The organism is Aquabacterium sp. OR-4, assembly GCF_025290835.2.
Classification (GTDB): domain Bacteria; phylum Pseudomonadota; class Gammaproteobacteria; order Burkholderiales; family Burkholderiaceae_C; genus Pseudaquabacterium.
The window spans coordinates 633121-650179 of the sequence record NZ_JAOCQD020000004.1 but is presented as its reverse complement, the minus strand read 5'-3'; the positions used below and the strand labels follow the sequence as shown (position 1 = coordinate 650179).

At 70.7% G+C, this 17059-nt stretch carries 16 protein-coding genes and 1 pseudogene; 9 read left to right on the top strand and 8 right to left on the bottom strand.

Annotated elements, in window-relative coordinates:
* Nucleotides 1–77 precede the first annotated feature (77 nt).
* A complete protein-coding gene (locus N4G63_RS28110; RefSeq protein ID WP_314600591.1) occupies nt 78–1286 on the bottom strand; it encodes a CaiB/BaiF CoA transferase family protein in 1209 nt (402 codons plus the stop codon).
* Entirely contained in the window at nt 1283–2191 is a 909-nt protein-coding gene (locus tag N4G63_RS28105) for an HTD2 family dehydratase (RefSeq protein WP_314600590.1), read from the bottom strand. The genes N4G63_RS28110 and N4G63_RS28105 overlap by 4 nt, the downstream gene beginning before the upstream one ends.
* 204 nt (nt 2192–2395) lie before the next feature.
* Between N4G63_RS28105 and N4G63_RS28100 the strand changes: the two genes are divergently transcribed.
* From N4G63_RS28100 to N4G63_RS28065, 8 genes are all read left to right on the top strand, one after another.
* Nucleotides 2396–2824 (top strand): VOC family protein, encoded by a 429-nt coding sequence (locus tag N4G63_RS28100; protein ID WP_314600589.1) that lies wholly within the window; start codon nt 2396–2398, stop codon nt 2822–2824.
* A 47-nt stretch (nt 2825–2871) separates the two neighbouring features.
* On the top strand, nt 2872–3930 hold the full coding sequence (locus N4G63_RS28095; protein ID WP_314600588.1) for a TRAP transporter substrate-binding protein: 1059 nt from the start codon (nt 2872–2874) through the stop codon (nt 3928–3930).
* Between the two features lie 78 nt (nt 3931–4008).
* Nucleotides 4009–5922, top strand: a complete 1914-nt coding sequence (locus tag N4G63_RS28090; protein ID WP_443112111.1) for a TRAP transporter large permease subunit — start codon at nt 4009–4011, stop codon at nt 5920–5922.
* 31 nt (nt 5923–5953) lie between these two features.
* A complete protein-coding gene (locus tag N4G63_RS28085) occupies nt 5954–6877 on the top strand; it encodes an NAD-dependent epimerase/dehydratase family protein (protein ID WP_314600815.1) in 924 nt (307 codons plus the stop codon).
* Between the two features lie 5 nt (nt 6878–6882).
* Complete coding sequence (locus N4G63_RS28080; protein WP_314600587.1) at nt 6883–7653, top strand: SDR family NAD(P)-dependent oxidoreductase; 771 nt, start codon at nt 6883–6885, stop codon at nt 7651–7653.
* A 43-nt stretch (nt 7654–7696) separates the two neighbouring features.
* The gene (locus tag N4G63_RS28075) at nt 7697–8107 is read left to right on the top strand and encodes a cupin domain-containing protein (protein ID WP_314600586.1); all 411 of its coding nucleotides are present in this window, start codon (nt 7697–7699) and stop codon (nt 8105–8107) included.
* Between the two features lie 35 nt (nt 8108–8142).
* Complete coding sequence (locus tag N4G63_RS28070) at nt 8143–8439, top strand: antibiotic biosynthesis monooxygenase family protein (RefSeq protein ID WP_314600585.1); 297 nt, start codon at nt 8143–8145, stop codon at nt 8437–8439.
* The gene (locus N4G63_RS28065) at nt 8436–8984 is read left to right on the top strand and encodes a hemerythrin domain-containing protein (RefSeq protein WP_314600584.1); all 549 of its coding nucleotides are present in this window, start codon (nt 8436–8438) and stop codon (nt 8982–8984) included. Before N4G63_RS28070 ends, N4G63_RS28065 begins: the two co-directional genes overlap by 4 nt.
* 12 nt (nt 8985–8996) lie before the next feature.
* On the opposite strand, the gene pcaF is transcribed toward N4G63_RS28065, so the two are convergent.
* The 3 genes from pcaF to N4G63_RS28050 form a co-directional block, all read right to left on the bottom strand.
* The gene (gene pcaF / locus N4G63_RS28060; RefSeq protein WP_314600583.1) at nt 8997–10205 is read right to left on the bottom strand and encodes a 3-oxoadipyl-CoA thiolase; all 1209 of its coding nucleotides are present in this window, start codon (nt 10203–10205) and stop codon (nt 8997–8999) included.
* Between the two features lie 81 nt (nt 10206–10286).
* Nucleotides 10287–12353: a 3-hydroxyacyl-CoA dehydrogenase NAD-binding domain-containing protein gene (locus N4G63_RS28055; RefSeq protein WP_314600582.1), complete on the bottom strand. Its 2067-nt coding sequence runs from the start codon at nt 12351–12353 to the stop codon at nt 10287–10289.
* A 42-nt stretch (nt 12354–12395) separates the two neighbouring features.
* A complete protein-coding gene (locus N4G63_RS28050) occupies nt 12396–13556 on the bottom strand; it encodes an acyl-CoA dehydrogenase family protein (protein WP_314600581.1) in 1161 nt (386 codons plus the stop codon).
* 119 nt (nt 13557–13675) lie between these two features.
* Here N4G63_RS28050 and N4G63_RS28045 point away from each other — a divergent pair, with 119 nt between their 5' ends.
* On the top strand, nt 13676–14584 hold the full coding sequence (locus tag N4G63_RS28045; protein WP_314600580.1) for a LysR family transcriptional regulator: 909 nt from the start codon (nt 13676–13678) through the stop codon (nt 14582–14584).
* Nucleotides 14585–14692: 108 nt separating this feature from the next.
* Here N4G63_RS28045 and N4G63_RS28040 read toward each other — a convergent pair.
* From N4G63_RS28040 to N4G63_RS28030, 3 genes and pseudogenes are all read right to left on the bottom strand, one after another.
* A pseudogene (locus N4G63_RS28040) lies at nt 14693–14854 on the bottom strand (IS3 family transposase); the annotation flags it as partial.
* 55 nt (nt 14855–14909) lie between these two features.
* Nucleotides 14910–16205: an NtaA/DmoA family FMN-dependent monooxygenase gene (locus tag N4G63_RS28035; RefSeq protein ID WP_314600579.1), complete on the bottom strand. Its 1296-nt coding sequence runs from the start codon at nt 16203–16205 to the stop codon at nt 14910–14912.
* Nucleotides 16202–17026 carry an ABC transporter ATP-binding protein gene (locus tag N4G63_RS28030; protein ID WP_314600578.1) on the bottom strand — a complete coding sequence of 275 codons (825 nt, stop codon included), beginning with the start codon at nt 17024–17026 and terminating at the stop codon, nt 16202–16204. The genes N4G63_RS28035 and N4G63_RS28030 overlap by 4 nt, the downstream gene beginning before the upstream one ends.
* Between the last annotated feature and the right edge of the window lie 33 nt (nt 17027–17059).

Below are 17059 nucleotides of genomic sequence, written 5' to 3'. Positions count from 1 at the left end.
CGGGCACGCGCCTGCGGCTTTGCGCGGCGGGGCGATTGTCGTGCAGGGCCCAGCGGGTTGAATGCCACTGCGGCCCCTCAGCCCACGGCGGCCGACTGCGCCGCGCCCTGGTCGAACATGGCCTGGATGGCCTCGGTGGTGTGGCCCAGCTCGGCCAGCAGCGCGCGCGTGTCGGCGCCGCGGGGCTGGGCTGGCGTGCGGCGGTCGAGCGTGGCGTCGTCCACGCGGATCGACGCTCGGATCGACGCGGTGCGCCCCTCGGTCGGGTGCTGCTCGTAGTCCAGCAGGCCCACGGCCTGCAGGTGCGGGTCCTGGGGCAGGCTCTCCAGCGTGTGGCAGGGCTGCACGGCGATGTCGGCCGCCAGCAGGATCTCCAGCCACTGCGCCGTGCTGCGGCGGGTGAGCGGTGCGCCGCGGATCTCGAACCACTCCACCACATGGCGCGCACGCCCGGCCACGCTGGCAAAGCGCGGGTCATCCAGCAGGGCCGCGCGGTCGGTGGCCTTCAGGAAGGCGCGCACCTGGGCATCGGTGTTCACGGTGAAGGCGATCCAGCCATCGGCCGTCTGCACCGGCCGGTTGTGCGGGCTGAGCAGGCGGCGGTCGCCCGGCGGGCCCACCGGCGGATCGAAGCTGTGCTGCGCCAGATGCTCCTGCAGCACGAAGGCGGCCATGGTCTCGAACATCGGCACCTCGATCCGGCTGCCCTCGCCGGTGGCCTGGCGCCGCAGCACCGCGGCCAGGATGGCGCCGGCGGCGATCTCGCCGGCCACGTGGTCGCAGATCAGCATCGGCATGTAGGCCGGCTGGCCATCACGCGCCTGCATCAGGCCGGCCATGCCGGTGGCGGCCTGCACCACGCTGTCGTAGGTGGGGCGGCCGGCATAGGGCCCGTCGGTGCCGTAGCCGGTGATCAGGCAGTAGACCTTGCCGGGGTGGCGGGCGCACACCGTGTCCGGGTCCAGGCCCAGGCGGGCCAGCGCCTGCGGGCGCATGTTGGCCACGATGACATCGGCCGAATCCACCAGCTGCTGCGCCACGGCCAGCGCGGCCGGCTGCTTCAGGTCGAGGCAGATGTTGCGCTTGCCGCGGTTCAGGTGCAGGTAGGTGCCCGAATGCTGGCCGGTGGGCGACAGGCCGCCCAGGCCGCGCATCAGGTCGCCCTCGGGGCTTTCCAGCTTCACGATCTCGGCGCCGTACTGGCCCAGGCGCCAGGTGCACACCGGGCCCACCACCACGCTGGTCAGGTCCAGGACCCGCAGGCCCTTCAGGGGTTCGAAGCTCATCGGACATCCACCTCCATTTCCACGGCCACGCGCGGCTGGTCATCCCAGGCCTTGAGCAGCCAGCGCCCGTCCGCCGCGTCGGCGGTCAGGGTCATGACCCGGTTGCACAGCAGCGGCGCCACATGGCGCACCGTGATGCGCGAGGGCCGCACGCCCAGCTCGCAGCGCAGGAACTCGGTGAGCAGCAGCGTCGACAGCCCGCCATTGACCACCAGGTCGGCAAAGCCTTCCACCTGCTGCGCGTGCTGGCGATCCAGATGGATGCGGTGCGAGTTGAAGCCCAGCGCCGAGTACTGGAACAGCAGGGTCTCGTCGGGCACCAACGTCTTGCGGTGCGCCGCGTCGATCACGGCGCCTGCCGCGGCAGACGCCGGGGCCGCAGTGGCAACGGCTGAGGCCGGACCCGCCGGCGTGGCCGGCAGCAGCAGGAAGGTTTGCGTTTCCACCAGCGCCGGCGCTTCGGCCGGGCCCACGTGCAGCGCATGGTCCAGTGTCACCACGGCCATCGGGCCGGCGGCCGTGGTCTTGGGGCGCACGCTGCGCAGCACGCTGCGGCGCTCCACCGGCACGCCCACCGGGATGTCGGCATGGAACACCACCTGGCGTCCGCCCAGCATCAGGCGCGGCAGGCCCAGCGCGGGCATCGGCACGCCCAGGCCTGGGAAGCCGTCGCTGCGCAGCGCCGAGCGCGGCGTGTCGGCACCCATCAGCACGAAGTGCCAGCCGCGCGGCAACTGGCCGGCCGCCTCCAGCGGCGCCGGGTCCAGGTCGAGCATGGCCGCCACGCGCCGCAGCGTGGCGCGGGTGCACAGCTCCTCGCGGGTGACGGGCTCGGGCAGCGTTGCTTCCAGGGGCATGGCGGCGGGCTGGTCGGTGCCGCCGGCGGCGTGTGCAGATTCGATCATCGGTGCAATTGTTTGTGCATGGATGAATTTTACCGGTCGCGGCGACACGAAGAAAGGTGCAATTCGCCGGCCTAGGTACTTTCACCTATGCAGTCTTGACTTCACTGATGAATCGCTTAAGGTGTGAACCGGTGACTGCGGCAGCGCCCCCGGCACAGCAGCCGCGGCGTCCCTCACCCCCCGTTCCACCGACCAAGGACCGCCATGAAATTCAAGTTCCACCACATGAACCTGTGCACGGACAACCTGCCCCGGCTCACCCAGTTCTACAAGACGCTGTTTGAGCTGGGCACCATCGCCGACGCCGAGCACACCGTGGTCAGCGGCAACCGCGAAGACCGCGCCTACACCGGTGCGGTGGACTTCCTGACCGATGGCGCGATCGAGTTCCACTGGGCCGAGCGCGACCTGGACACGGGCTTCAAGATGAAGAAGTTCGTCAACCCGATGGGCCACGGCCACTACTGCTTCCGCACCGACGACATCCAGGGCTTCATGCGCCGCTGCGACGAGCTGGGCATCCGCTACGCCGACTACGGCTGCTGGGCCATCCCCGGCTGGCACCAGGTGTTCCTGCACGACCCCGACGGCCATTGCATCGAGGTGCACCAGCCCGGCGTGTTCAACCGCTGAATCCGGCCCGACCCCGCACGCCGCCCACCGAACAGGAGACAACCGACATGGACCGCCACCCGCAAGACCTGACCCCCGACACGCCTGCGCCGACCCACCCGCGCCGGCGCCTGCTGCAGCAGCTGGGCAGCCTGGCCGCCGCCTCGCTGGCGCCCGGGCTGGCATGGGCCCAGGCCGGCAACAAGCACACGATGAAGATCGCCATCTCCATCCCGGAGAGCCATCCCACCACCGCGGCGCTGAAGGCCGCGTGTGCCGAGATCCTGAAGGAATCGGGCGGCCGGCTGGCCATCGACGTGTACCCCAACGGCCAGCTGGGCAGCGACACCGACACCGTCTCGCAGGTGCGTTCCGGGGCGATCGACTTCGTCTGCACCGCCGGCACCATCTGGGGCAACCTGGTGCCGGTGACGTCGATCAACACAGTGGCCTTCGCCTTCCCCGACTACGCCACGGTGTGGAAGGCCATGGACGGCGAGCTGGGGGCGCACATGCGCGCGGCCTTCGACAAGGTGAACCTGGTGGCGGTGGGCAAGGTGTTCGACCACGGCTTCCGCCAGATCACCCACTCGTCCAAGCCGGTCACCTCGCCCAAGGACCTGGCGGGCATGAAGATCCGCGTGCCGGCCAGCCCGATCCTGACCTCGCTGTTCAAGGGCCTGGACGCGTCACCCGCCACCGTGCCCATCGGCGAGCTCTACACCGCGCTGCAGACCAAGGTGGTCGATGGCCAGGAGAACGCGCTGCCCACCATCGACGCGACCAAGCTGTACGAGGTGCAGAAGTACTGCACCTACACCTCGCATGTGTGGGACTGCTTCACGCTGGTGGGCAACAAGCGCAGCTGGGCCGGCCTGCCCGAGGACCTGCGCGCCCTCGTCACGCGCGTGATGGACGCCCACGCCGTCAAGCAGCGCGCCGCACACGAGGTGCTCAACGCCTCGCTGGAGACCAAGCTCAAGGCCACCGGCATGCAGTTCAACAAGGTGGACGGCAAGCCCTTCCGCGAGGTGCTGCAGAAGTCAGGCTACTACACCGACTGGCAGAAGAAGTTCGGGCCCGAGGCCTGGGCGCTGCTTGAGAAGTACAGCGGCAAGCTCGCCTGATTCTCGCCCCCCCGCCAGCCGGCGCGCCCTTGGTGCGCGCCGGCCGCATCCCTTGCCAGCCCCGCCGCGCAGGACGCCATGACGCACGCCATCCCCACGCCTGACGTGGCCAACAAAAAGGCCGACACCACGGCCGACAACACGCCCGAGACCGCGGCGACCGCGGCCCACGCCGCCCTGAATCGCACCCTGGCGCGCTGGATGGCGCCGTTGGAGGCGGTGTGCGCCGCACTGATGGCCGCCATCGTGGTGATGCTGTTCAGCGGCGTGGTGGCGCGCTATGTGTTCGGCCGGCCGATCACCTGGATCGACGAGGCCGTCTCGCTGGCCTTCATCTGGGTGGCCATGCTGGGCGCGGTGCTGGCCATGCACCGCAACGAGCATCTGCGCTTGTCGATGTTCGTCGACCGCATGCCGCCCGGCCTGCGCGATCTGGTGCATGCCTTTGCACTGGCGGCCATCGCGGCCTTTCTGGCCGGCCTGATCGGCCCGGCCATCGAGCATGTGGAAACCGAGTGGATCATGGCCACGCCGGCACTCGAGATCCCCGGCGGCATGCGCGTGGCGGCCATCGCCAGCGGCCTGGTGCTGATGCTGGCCATCGTGGCGATCTACGCGCTGCGCACGGTGTCGCCCCGCAACCTGCTGATCGCGGTGGTGGGCGTGGCGCTGTTCGCCGGCCTGTGCAAGCTGCTGTCGCCCGCGCTGGCGCAGCTGGGCCTCGTCAACATCCTGATCTTCCTGGCCGGCCTGGTGGCGCTGTGCCTGGTGGCCGGCGTGCCGATTGCCTTCTGCTTCGGCTGCGGCGTGATGAGCTACCTGGCCTTCACCAGCACGGTGCCGCTGGTGGTGATCGTAGGCCGCATGGACGAGGGCATGGCCAACCTGGTGCTGGTGTCGGTGCCCATCTTCGTGCTGCTGGGCTGCGTGCTCGATGCCACCGGCATGGGCAAGGCCATCGTCGACCTGCTGGCCTCGCTGATCGGCCATGTGAAGGCCGGCATGTCCTACGTGCTGCTGGGCTCGCTGTTCATCGTCTCGGGCATTTCGGGCTCCAAGGTGTCGGACATGGCCACCGTGGCTCCCGCGCTGTTTCCCGAGATGCGCCGCCGCGGCAACAAGCAACCCGAGATGGTGGCCCTGCTGGCCACCGGCGCGGCCATGGCCGACACCGTGCCGCCCAGCATCGTGCTGATCGTGCTGGGCTCGGTGGCCGGTGTGTCGATCGCCGGTCTGTTCGAGAGCGGCTTCGTGGTCGCCATGGTGCTGCTCACGGTGCTGCTGCTGCTGGCGCGCTGGAAGGCGCGGCATGAGCAGACCGGCGCCGTCGCCCGCCCGACGGCCCGCATCATCGGCCGCCTGGCCCTGGTGGCCGCCCCGGCGCTGGTGCTGCCCTTTCTGATCCGCAGCGCGGTGGGCAGCGGCGTGGCCACCGCCACCGAGGTGTCGACCATCGCCGTGCTCTACGCCATGCTGATCGGCCAGGTGTTGTACGGCGGCATCGGCCTGAAGCGCCTGTACGCCATGCTGGTGGAAACCGCCGCACTCAGCGGCGCCATCCTGCTGATCCTGGGCACGGCCTCGGCCATGGCCTGGGCCATCACGCAGAGCGGCGTGGTGCAGCACCTGTCGCAGTTCCTCACCACCCTGCCTGGCGGCTGGATGGCCTTCATGGCCGTGACCATCGTCGTGTTCCTGGTGTTGGGCTGCCTGTTGGAAGGCCTGCCGGCGGTGCTGCTGCTCGCCCCCATCATGTTCCCGATCGCCAAGAAGCTGGGCATCCACGACATCCACTATTCGATGGTCATCGTCTGCGCCATGAACGTGGGCCTGATGATGCCGCCCATCGGCGTGGGCTTCTATGTGGCCTGCCGCATCGGCAATGCCAAGCCCGACGATGCGATGGTGGCGATCTGGCCCTACATCTCGGCACTGATCGTCGGCGTGGTGCTGATCGCCATGGTGCCGTGGTTCTCGACCTTCATGCTTTGAATCGGCCGGACCCCACTCCATGCACCCCACCCTGAACCTCTTCGTCACCGGCGCCTCCGGCTACATCGGCGGCACGCTGGCCCGCAGCCTGATGGCCGATGGTCACCGCGTGCGCGGGCTCACGCGCTCGGCCGGCAGCGCCCAGCGCCTGGCTGCGCTGGGCATCACGCCGGTGGTCGCCACGCTCGATGACACCGCGCTGCTGGCGCACGAGGCGCGCGCCGCCGACGCGGTGGTGCACACCGCCAGCGCCGACCATGCGCCATCCATCGACGCCCTGATCGAGGCGCTGGCCGGATCGGGCAAGGCGCTGGTCCACACCAGCGGCGCCAGCGTGGTGGGCGACGACGCACGCGGCCTGGCCGCCGGCGACCGCGTGGTCGACGAGGACAGCCCGATCGTGGTGTCCGCCGTCAAACAAGCACGCCGCGACATCGACCTGCGGGTGCTGGCCGCCGCGGCGCGCGGCATCCGCAGCGTGGTGATCTGCCCAAGCCTGATCTACGGCACCGGGCGCGGGCTCAACCCGCACAGCGTGCAGATCCCCTTCCTGGCCGAGCAGGGCCGCGCGCTCGGCCGCGTGCCGATGGTCGGCACCGGCGCGCCGGTCTGGTCCAACGTGCACCTGGACGACGTGGTCGACCTGTACCACCTGGCATTGAACCGTGCGCCGGCCGGCGCCTTCTACTATGCCGAGAACGGCGAAGCCTCGTTCGCCGAACTGGCGCGCGCCATTGCGCAGCGCCTGGGCCTGCCCGGCACGGTGGCGGTGCCCGCCGACGAGGCTGCCGCGCGCTGGGGCGTGCCCCGCGCCCATTTCTCGCTGGGCAGCAACTGCCGCGTGCGCGCCGCACGCGCCCGGCGCGAACTGGGCTGGGCGCCGCAGCATGCGTCGGTGTTCGACTGGATCGCCAGCGAACTGCCGCTGACTTCTCCTCCCTCCTCCTCTGCCTGAATCCCATGCTGCTCCAAGACAAGGTTTGTGTGATCACCGGTGCGGCCTCGCTGCGCAGCATCGGTTACGCCACGGCGGAACTCTTCGCCGAGCATGGCGCCAAGGTGGTGGTGGTCGATGTGCTGATGGACGAGCCGGTGCTGGCCGGCATCCGCACCGCGATCGAGACCCGCCTGCAGCGCCGGGTCACGCTGCACGGACTGCAGTGCGACATCAGCCAGCCCGAGGCCTGCGAGGCCATGGTGCGCGAGGTGCGGGCCCTGCACGGCACGGTGGACTGCCTGGTCAACTCAGCCGGCATCGTGCGCTCGCTGCCGCTGCTGGAGATCAGCCCGCAGGAGCTGGACCGCATGCTCGACGTCAACCTGAAGGGCACCTTCTACCTGTGCCAGAGCGTGCTAAAGGTGTTTGTCGAGCAGCGCGCCGGCACCATCGTCAACGTGGCCTCGCTGGCCGCGCAGCGCGGCGGTGGCCTGGTGGGCGGCCCGCACTACGCGGCGTCCAAGGGCGGCGTGTTGAGCCTCACGCGCAGCATCGCGCGCGAGTTCGGCGCGCTGGGCATTCGTGCCAACGCCATTTGCCCGGCAATGATCGACACGCCCATGCTCGACGGCCTGTCGCCCGAGCGGCTGCAGGGCATCGTCGACAGCATCCTGCTCAAGCGCATCGGCAGCACCCGCGAGCTGGCCGGCGCCTGCCTGTTCCTTGCCTCGGAGCTGTCGGGCTTTGTCACGGGCGCCACGATCGATGTCAACGGCGGCACGCACATCCACTGATCCTCGGGGCGCCGCCCCGGCCACACCAGCACTCCGCCTTGTCATGAAGCCAGAGATCCACTTTCTCCCGTATGAAGCTCTGCCGGAGATCGCGCGCGGCAACGGCATCGTCAACCATGTCATCGCCAGCCGGAAGATCGGCGCACGGACGATCCACACGGGCCTGAGCCGGCTGCCGGTCGGCGTGCCGGCGCCGCCCCACTCGCACAACGCCGAAGAACAGGTCACCGTGCTGGAAGGCACCGAGAGGATCCGGCTCGGTGACCGCGAGCAGGTCTGCGGTCCGCTGGACTCCACGTTCATCTCCGCGGGCGTCGAGCACGAACTGGTCAACGTCGGCGATGCACCCGCCCTGGTTCTGGTGGTCTACGGATCGCCCGACGTCAACCGCACCTTCACGGCGACCGGCCAGACCGTCGAGATCGGCTCGGACGGCGACCGGTTCACCGCCTGACTGTCCAGACCCCACCCGACTCCAAAGGGCTCATCATGATTCTCGAAGTTGCCGACATCCGCATCACGCCTGGCCAGCAGGCGGCGTTCGAGGAGGCCGTGCATCGCGGCATCCAGACGGCGATCGCCCCGTCCAAGGGCTTTCGCGGCTACCAGGTGCGCCACAGCATCGAATCGCCCGAGCGCTACCTGCTGCTCCTCGAGTGGGAGACCCTCGAGGACCACACGGTGGGCTTTCGCGGATCGCCGGCCTACGCGCAGTGGCGGGGCATCGTCTCGGCCTACTTTGCGCAGGCGCCGCAGGTCGAACACTTCACGGTGACGACGGCATGAGCGCGCCGACCGGGGCCATGGATCGGCCGCTGCGCGACTTCTCGGACTGCCATGTGGGCATCGTGGCGATGCTCGATGAACTGACCTTGCTCACGCGGCAACAGACTTCGCCTGCGTCGCGGCGCGAAGCGGCAGGGCGTACCCGGAGGTTCTTCCGCGACGTAGTCACCGCACACCACAGTGAAGAGGAGTCCGATCTGTTCAGCGCAGTCCTCGCCGACGCGAAGGCCGGCGACGAGCGCGTCCAGGTCGAATCGCTCGTCAGCCGGCTCATCGCCGAGCACCGCCGCGTCGAGAGCCTCTATGCCGAGCTGGCGACCGCCCTTGCGGCGATCGACGGCGGAGCCGACGTGGTGCTCGATGCGGCGGCGGTCAGCAACCTGGTGACGGCGTACCGCGACCATGCGCGACTTGAAGAAGAGGTGTTCCTGCCGCTGGCCCAGACCATCCTCGGCCGCAACAGCGACCACATGGCCGCACTCGGACTGTCGCTGCACATCCGGCACGCCTCCGAGGATGTGCGCCGGCGCTTCGGCTTCATCTGACCGCGTGGCGGGTCACACCCGCTCGATCACCATCGCGATGCCCTGCCCCACGCCGATGCACATGGTGGCCAGCGCATAACGCCCACCGGTGGCGTGCAGCCGGTTGACACAGGTGGTGGCCAGGCGGGCGCCGCTGGCGCCCAGCGGGTGGCCCAGCGCGATGGCGCCGCCCCAGGCGTTGACGCGCGCGTCGTCGTCCTTCAGCCCCAGCTGGCGCAGCACGGCCAGGCCCTGGGCGGCGAAGGCCTCGTTCAGCTCGATCACGTCCATTTGGCCCAGCGTCAGCCCGGCCAGGGCCAGCACCTTGCGCGTGGCCGGCGCCGGGCCGATGCCCATGATGCGCGGCGCGACGCCGGCGGTGGCCATGGCCACCACGCGGGCGCGCGGGGTCAGGCCCTGGCGCGCGGCCGTGGTCTCGTCGGCCAGCAGCAGCGCGCAGGCGCCGTCGTTCACGCCGCTGGCGTTGCCGGCGGTCACCGTGCCGTCGGGGCGCACCACGCCCTTCAGCTTGGCCAGGGCTTCCAGGCTGGTCTGGCGCGGGTGCTCGTCGCGGTCCACCACCAGCGGCTCGCCCTTTTTCTGGGGGATGCTCACCGGAGTGATCTCGCGCGCCAGGTGGCCGGCCTGTTGCGCGGCCACGGCGCGCATCTGGCTGGCCAGGGCCATGCGGTCCTGGGCCTCGCGCTCGATGCCGAAGTCGGTGGCCACGTTCTCGGCCGTCTCGGGCATGCTGTCCACGCCGTACTGCGCCTTCATCAGCTTGTTGACGAAGCGCCAGCCGATGGTGGTGTCGTACACCGCATTGGCGCGGCTGAAGGCGCTGTCGGCCTTGGGCATCACGAAGGGCGCGCGGCTCATGCTCTCCACGCCGCCGGCGATCATCAAGCAGGCCTCGCCGGCACGGATGGCACGCGCGGCCGTTCCCACCGCGTCCAGGCCCGAGCCGCACAAGCGGTTGACGGTGGCGCCGGGCACCTCCAGCGGCAGGCCGGCCAGCAGGGCCGACATGCGCGCCACATTGCGGTTGTCCTCGCCGGCCTGGTTGGCGCAGCCGTAGATCACGTCGCTGACCGCCGCCCAGTCCACACCGGGGTTGCGCGCCATCAGTGCCTGCAGCGGGATCGCGCCCAGGTCATCTGCGCGCACGCTGCTGAGTGCGCCGCCGTAGCGGCCGAAGGGGGTGCGGATGGCGTCGCAGATGAAGGCTTGGGAGGTGCTCATGGTCTTGTCTCCAGGAATCCGAGATTGCAGTTCAGGTGAGTGTTCGGCGCGCGTCGGGCGCAGTGAAGCGGATGCACAGCCTCAGGTGCCGCCCAGGGCCGCCAGGTCGCCCAGGCGAAAGCCGTGGCCGGCCTCGGCGGCCATCTGCTGCAGGTCGGCCTGCACTTGGGCGCGGTCCTGACGCAGGGCCCAGAACACCGGGCCGCCGCACCAGCGCGGAAAGCCGTAGCCCTGCACCAGCACCACGTCCACATCGGCCGGGCGGCTGGCCACGCCTTCGGCCAGCAGCAGCGCGGCCTCGTTGGCCATCGCCAGCAGCGCGCGGCGCTGGAGGGTGGCGGGCGCCAGCGCCTGGCGCGTGATGCCCCGCGCCGCGCTGGCCTGCTCGATCAGGCCACGCACCGTGGCATCGGTGCTGCGCGCCGGCTTGCCATCGGTGTACGTGTAGTAGCCGGAACCAGTCTTGCGGCCCAGGCGGCCCTGCTCGCACAGCCGATCGAGGATCGCGACATAGCGCTCGCGCGGGTCGCGCGTGGCAGCCTGCGCCTTGCGCATGCGCCAGGCGATGTCCAGGCCCGACAGGTCGGCCACCGCGAACGGGCCCATCGCAAAGCCCATCGCGGTGAGCGCGCTGTCCACGTCCTCGGGCCAGGCGCCGTCTTCCAGCATGAACTCGCACTGGCGGCGGTAGGCGTTATAGATGCGATTGCCGATGAAGCCGAAGGCATTGCCGCAGGCCACGGGCGTCTTCTTGAGCACCTGGCCCACGGCCATGCCGGTGGCCAGCACATCAGGCGCGGTGTGCGTGCCGTGCACCACCTCCAGCAGCTTCATCACGTTGGCGGGGCTGAAGAAGTGCAGGCCCAGCACGTCCTGCGGCCGCGCCGTGGCGGCGGCAATGGCGTCCACGTCCAGGTAGCTGGTGTTGGTGGCCAGCACCGCGCCCGGCCGGGCGTGGGCATCGATCTGGCGAAAGACGGCCTGCTTGACGGCCAGGTCTTCGAACACGGCCTCGATCACCAGGTCGGCCGCCGCCAGGCGCGGCCAGTCGGTGGTGGGCTGCAGGCGCGCCTCGCAGGCCACGGCCGCAGCGGCTTTCAGCTTGCCGGCGCCCACGCGCTCGCGGTAGTGGTCCGAGACGCGCTGGCGGCCGCGGGCCAGAGCGGCCTCGTCCTGCTCCAGCAGCAGCACGGTCAAGCCGGCGTCCAGCGCGGCGATCGCGATGCCCGCGCCCATGGTGCCGGCGCCGATCACCGCCACCGTAGCCAGCGGCCGCGGAGTGGCCATCAGCGCGGCCGGCAGGCGGCTGGCCTCGCGCTCGGCCTTGAACTGGTAGCGCAGAGCCTGCGCGGCCTCGCTGCCCACCAGATCGAGGAACAGCGCGCGTTCATGCTGCAGGCCGGCGTCGAAGTCGTCGCCCGCGCTGGCGGCCACGGCGTCCAGCAGCGCGCCATAGGCAGGCTGCAGACGCTGGCGGGCATTGAGCTTGGCGCGCTGGGCCGCCACCACCGCCTGCAGGCGGGCGGGGTCGGGCCGGCGGTCGCGCGAGCGCGGCCAGGGCGCACCGGCGTCGGCCAGCGCCAGGGCGCGCCGGGCAGCGGCGTCCACCAGCGCATGCAGGTCGGCGTCATCGGCCAGCACCGTGTCGAACAGACCCGATTCGGCCAGCTCGCGCGCGCTGCGCGGTGCGCCGGCCAGCATCAGGCCCAGTGCTGCTTCGGGGTCGATCAGCCGGGGCAGGCGCTGCGTGCCACCGGAGCCGGGGATCAGGCCCAGCGTCACCTCGGGCAGGCCCACGCGGGCGCCGGGCAGCGCCACGCGGCCGTGGCAGGCCAAGGCCAGCTCCAGGCCGCCGCCCAGCGCCACGCCCGACAGCGCCGCCACGACCGGCTTGGTGCAGGCCTCCACGGCGGCCAGCACGCTGCGCAGGATGGGCTCCTGGAACTGCAGCGGCGTGCCGAACTCGCTGACATCCGCCCCCGCCGAGAAGGCCTTGTCGTGGCCCACCAGCACGATGGCGCGTACCGCGGCATCCGCCTCGGCCGCGGCCAGCTGGGCCACGATGCGCGCGCGCAGCGCGTGACCCAGGCTGTTGACCGGGGGCTGGTCGAGGGTGATCAGGGCAACGGCGTCAGGAACGATGGGCATGGGGGATCCGGGAAGGGCGAAGGGAGGTGGCGGGGCGCGGCATCAGTCCGCACGCATCAGGTGTTTGCCGATCACCAGCTGCTGGATCTGCGAGGTGCCCTCGTACAGGCGCAGCAGGCGCACGTCGCGGTAGAAGCGCTCGACCTTGTAGTCGTTGATGTAGCCGGCGCCGCCGTGGATCTGCACACCCCGGTCGGCCACGCGGCCCACCATCTCGGTGCTGAACAGCTTGGCGCACGAGGCCTGCATGCTGACCTCGGCATCGGCCGCGCCGGGGGGCTTGGCGTCGTAGCGCAGGGCCACAGCCTGCGCCATGGACCAGCCGGCCAGCAGCTCGGCCTGGCTGTCGGCCAGCATGGCCTGCATCAGCTGGAAGTCGCCGATGCGCTGGCCGAACTGCTTGCGCTGCTGCGCATAGGCCAGGCTCTCGTCGAGGATGCGCCGCGCCATGCCGCAGGCCAGCGCCGAGACATGCAGGCGGCCGCGGTCCAGCACCTTCATCGCGGTCTTGAAGCCGCGGCCGGGCACACCGCCGATGATGTGGGACGCTGGGACGCGCACCTGGTCCAGCACCACGTCGCAGGTCTTGGTGCCGCGCTGGCCCATCTTGCGGTCGGGCTTGCCCAGGCTCAGGCCCGGCAGACCGGCCGGCACGATGAAGGCCGAGATGCCGCCCGCCCCCGGCCCGCCGGTGCGCGCCATCAGCGTGAACGCGCCGGCCCGGGTGGCGTTGGTGATGTAGCGCTTGCTGCCGGTGATCAGGTAGTCGTCACCATCGGCCACGGCGCGGGTCTTGATCGACGCGGCGTCGGAGCCGGCATCGGGCTCGGTGAGCGCGAACGACACGATCAGCTCGCCGCTGGCGATGCGCGGCAGGTACTCGGCCTGCTGCGCCGCCGTGCCATCCATCAGGATGCCCTGCGAGCCGATGCCGATGTTGGTGCCCACCACCGAGCGGAAGGCCAGCGCGGTCTGCCCCAGGGTGTAGGCCACGGCGCATTCCTGCGCCATCGACAGGCCGATGCCGCCGAAAGCCTCGGGGATGGACAAGCCGAACAGCCCCAGCTCGCGCATGTCGGCCACGATGTCGGCAGGCACCTCGTCGTGCTCTTCCACGGCGTCTTCGGCAGGCACCAGGCGCTCGCGCACGAAGCGCTGCACGCTGTCGAGCAGCAGCGAAAAGGTCTCGTCATCCAGCGCCACGGCGTCTCCTGAAGGTGTGGTCGGGTCGGGGCGCGATTGTTTCGACCCATCCATGGTTTGACAATTGCAGCCAAAATTGACTGCCTGTCAAAAATTATTGGCACCCCGCAGATCTCGCCATGGACGCCCAAGCCCTCACCCTGTTCGTCAGCATCGTGGACGCCGGCAACCTCAGCCAGGCCGCGCGCCAGCTGAAGATGAGCCGCGCCAATGTCAGCTACCACCTGGGACAGCTGGAGAAATCCATCGGCCTGCAGCTGATGCGCCGCACCACGCGCCAGGTGGAGCTCACCGAGGCCGGCCACCGGCTGTACCAGCATGGCTGCGTGATCCGCGACGAGGTGCTGGCCGCGCGCGAGGCCGTGACCACCATGGCCAAGGGCCTGCACGGCGCCTTGCGCGTGAGCATGCCCACCGGGTTCGGCCACATGGTGATGTCGGGCTGGCTGATCGAGTTCAAGCGCCTGTACCCCGACATCGCGCTGGACCTGCGCTTCGAGAACCGCGTGGACGACCTTCTGCGCGAGGAGGTGGACCTGGCCGTGCGCGTGATGTCCGAGCCGCCGCAGCAGACCGTGGCCATCGAGCTGGCGCGCGTGCGCCATGTCATCTGCGCTGCCACCGACTGGACGCAGCGCCACGGCCTGCCGCAGCGGCTGGAGGCGCTGGCCGAGGTGCCGCTGCTCACCTCGGCCGTGGTAGGGCGCGAATTGCGCGTGGCGGCCTACCGCGGCGACGAGCGGCATGAGATCGCGCTGCGACCCACACTGGCCTCCGAGAACTTCCAGTTCCTGCGCGAGGCCATCCTGGCCGGCCTGGGCGTGGGCCTGGTGCCCGACTACGTGGTGCGGCAGGACCGGGCCGAAGGCCGCGTCACCACCTCGCTGGACGACTGGTGGCTGAGCGTCTTCGGCACCCGCCTGTACCTGCTGCGCATGCCCGACCGCTACCAGACGCTGGCCATGCGCACGCTGATCGACTTCGTGGTAGCAAAGGCCCGGGCCTGGGTGGCAGACGACGCGACCTGAGCCCGCAGCGCAGGCCGCACGCCAGGTACGCATCGCCATCAAGAGCTTGAGATGTTGGCGCCGACCGAAAACTGAGCCACTGGGGGTGCGGACAAAAACTTGGACTGGTTATGCAGTCAGGCCCAGGCCCAGGCCCAGGCCCAGGCCCCGGCGGTGCTCGGCGGGGCTGCGGAAGCCCATTGAGCTCTTGATGCGAACTTCGTTGTACCAGCGGATGTACGCGTCCAGCGCAGCGACGAAGTCTTCGCTGGTCGTCGAGAGCCAGTCTCGTTGGTTCCACGAACTCGCCGTGAAGATCACACGCGCTGCGCCCCGCACGCCTTGCTCAGGCTCCCGTGACGCGATGCGCGAAGGTTGGCAGGCTTGCCACCGGATGCAGTGCGCCCGCCGCGCGCAGCGCCGGCAGCACCTGATCCAGCAGCAGGTCCAGCGACACCGGGCTGCCGCCCGGCAGGGCAATGAACCCGTCGATGGCCTCGGCGGCCTGCCAGGCCAGGATCTGCTGCACGGCATCGTCTGGCGTGCCGACGACCTGCCAATGCGCCGAGGCCACGACCTCGGGCAGCGCCAGCAGCGCGGCCAGCGTTGGCCGCTCGCGCTCGACACGGCGGCGCAGCAGCTCGGCATGGGTGCGGCTGCGCACCGGCCCGGCCGGGGCCGGCAGGTCGTCGGGCGTCAGCGGGCGGTCGGCGGGCAGGCCGGCCACCGGGGCACCCAGGATGCCGGCCAGCCGCGCCAGCCGCTGGCCCGTGTCCAGGTGGCGGTGGGCCTGGGCATGCAGGGCCTCGGCGTCGTGGCGTTGCGGCGCCAGGTACAGGCTCAGTCCGGGCAGCACCTGCGGTGCCTGGCCCTGGCGGCCCGCGGCCAAGGCGCGCTGGCGCAGCGCACAGCGCAGTTCACTCGCCGTCTCCAGCGTGGGCGTGGCGGCGAACACGGCGTCGGCATGGCGTGCGGCAAAGCCGCGCCCGGTGTCCGAGGCGCCGGCCTGGAACAGCGGCAGCCGGCCGGCCGTCGGCAGCGTCAGCGGGCCGTGCACCTGGAAGCACGGGCCCTGGTGATGGATGGGACGGATCGCCTCGGCCTGCGCATACCGCCCACTTGCGCGGTCCAGCCGCAGCGCGCTGGCCGGATAGCTGCCCAGCAAGGCCTGCACCACCCGCAGGCACTCCTCGGCCTGCTGGTAACGGCCATCGGCCGCGGCGAACGGCCGGTGGCCGAAGTTGTCCTGGCCGTCCAGGCCCGTCACCAGGTTCCAGGCCGCGCGGCCCTGGCTGAGGGCCTGCAGCGAGGCCAGCGTGCGGGCGATGTGCATGGGCTCCTGGAAGCTGGTGGACAGGGTGGTGACCACGCCGATGCGCTGCGTCGCGCGCGCCACGCAGGCCAGCAGCAGGCTCGGGTCCAGCGCACTGGTGCCCGGGCCGGTGGCCTGGGTCTGCGGATCCAGCCACAGCGTGTCGGGCCGGAACACGAAGTCCATGCCCGCCTGCTCGGCCCGGCGCGCCAGATCCTCGTACAGGGCAACATCGAACAGGCGCTCGACGCCGCTGTCGGCGCGGCGCCAGGCGCTGCCCGACAACCAGGTGGCCGCCAGCGACAGGCCGGTGATCAGCGGGCGCTTCATGCCCGGCCTGCGCACGCGGTGGCGGCTTCGGCCGGCAGGGCCGACATGGGCACCACCAGCGGCGTGCCGCTGACCGGGTCGCTCAGCACCTGGGCACGAATGCCGAACACTTCTTCCAGCCGCTGTGGCGTCAGCAGCGCCGCAGGTGTGCCGGTGGCCACCACGCGGCCGTCCTTCATGGCCACCAGATGGTGGGCATGGCGGGCCGCGAGGTTCAGGTCGTGCAGCACCAGCACCAGCGTCTTGCCCAGTTCGGCGTTCAGGCGCCGGCACAGCGCCAGCACCTCCAGCTGGTGCGCCAGATCGAGGTAGGTGGTGGGCTCGTCGAGCACCAGCACCTCGGTGTCCTGCGCCAGCACCAGCGCAATCCACACGCGCTGGCGCTGGCCGCCGGAGAGCTGGTCCACCAGGCGGTGCGCGCTGCCGGCCAGGCCGGTCTCGCGCAGCGCCTGCGCCACCGCGGCCTCGTCCTCGTCGCTCCATTGGCGCAGCAGGCCCTGGTAGGGAAAGCGCCCGCGCGCCACCAGCTCGTGCACGCGGATGCCCGGCGGCGCGCTGGACACCTGGGGCAAGAAGCCGAGCCGGCGCGCCAACTCCCGCCGGCCGTAGGTGGCCAGCGGCCGTCCGTCAAACCGGATCTCGCCCTGGCGCGGCGTGATCAGGCGGCACAGCGCGCGCAGCAGCGTGGACTTGCCGCAGCCGTTGGGGCCGATCAGCGTGGTGATGGCGCCGCGTGGCAGCTGCAGATCGAGCCGGTCGCAGACCACCCGCCGCTCGTAGGCCAGCTGCAGCCCGGTGGCGGAAAACAGCGCGTCGTTCATCGGACTCTCGGGGTTCAGGCGGGTGAGGGTTCT

Bases quoted from the DNA above. Each gene is read 5' to 3' on its own strand.
- N4G63_RS28045 (WP_314600580.1), top strand. From the start codon at position 13,676: ATGGACGCCCAAGCCCTCACCCTGTTCGTCAGCATCGTGGACGCCGGC.
- pcaF (WP_314600583.1), bottom strand. From the start codon at position 10,205: ATGAGCACCTCCCAAGCCTTCATCTGCGACGCCATCCGCACCCCCTTC.
- N4G63_RS28075 (WP_314600586.1), top strand. From the start codon at position 7,697: ATGAAGCCAGAGATCCACTTTCTCCCGTATGAAGCTCTGCCGGAGATC.
- N4G63_RS28105 (WP_314600590.1), bottom strand. From the start codon at position 2,191: ATGATCGAATCTGCACACGCCGCCGGCGGCACCGACCAGCCCGCCGCC.
- N4G63_RS28035 (WP_314600579.1), bottom strand. From the start codon at position 16,205: ATGAAGCGCCCGCTGATCACCGGCCTGTCGCTGGCGGCCACCTGGTTG.
- N4G63_RS28055 (WP_314600582.1), bottom strand. From the start codon at position 12,353: ATGCCCATCGTTCCTGACGCCGTTGCCCTGATCACCCTCGACCAGCCC.
- N4G63_RS28100 (WP_314600589.1), top strand. From the start codon at position 2,396: ATGAAATTCAAGTTCCACCACATGAACCTGTGCACGGACAACCTGCCC.
- N4G63_RS28070 (WP_314600585.1), top strand. From the start codon at position 8,143: ATGATTCTCGAAGTTGCCGACATCCGCATCACGCCTGGCCAGCAGGCG.
- N4G63_RS28110 (WP_314600591.1), bottom strand. From the start codon at position 1,286: ATGAGCTTCGAACCCCTGAAGGGCCTGCGGGTCCTGGACCTGACCAGC.
- N4G63_RS28090 (WP_443112111.1), top strand. From the start codon at position 4,009: ATGACGCACGCCATCCCCACGCCTGACGTGGCCAACAAAAAGGCCGAC.
- N4G63_RS28095 (WP_314600588.1), top strand. From the start codon at position 2,872: ATGGACCGCCACCCGCAAGACCTGACCCCCGACACGCCTGCGCCGACC.
- N4G63_RS28080 (WP_314600587.1), top strand. From the start codon at position 6,883: ATGCTGCTCCAAGACAAGGTTTGTGTGATCACCGGTGCGGCCTCGCTG.
- N4G63_RS28065 (WP_314600584.1), top strand. From the start codon at position 8,436: ATGAGCGCGCCGACCGGGGCCATGGATCGGCCGCTGCGCGACTTCTCG.
- N4G63_RS28030 (WP_314600578.1), bottom strand. From the start codon at position 17,026: ATGAACGACGCGCTGTTTTCCGCCACCGGGCTGCAGCTGGCCTACGAG.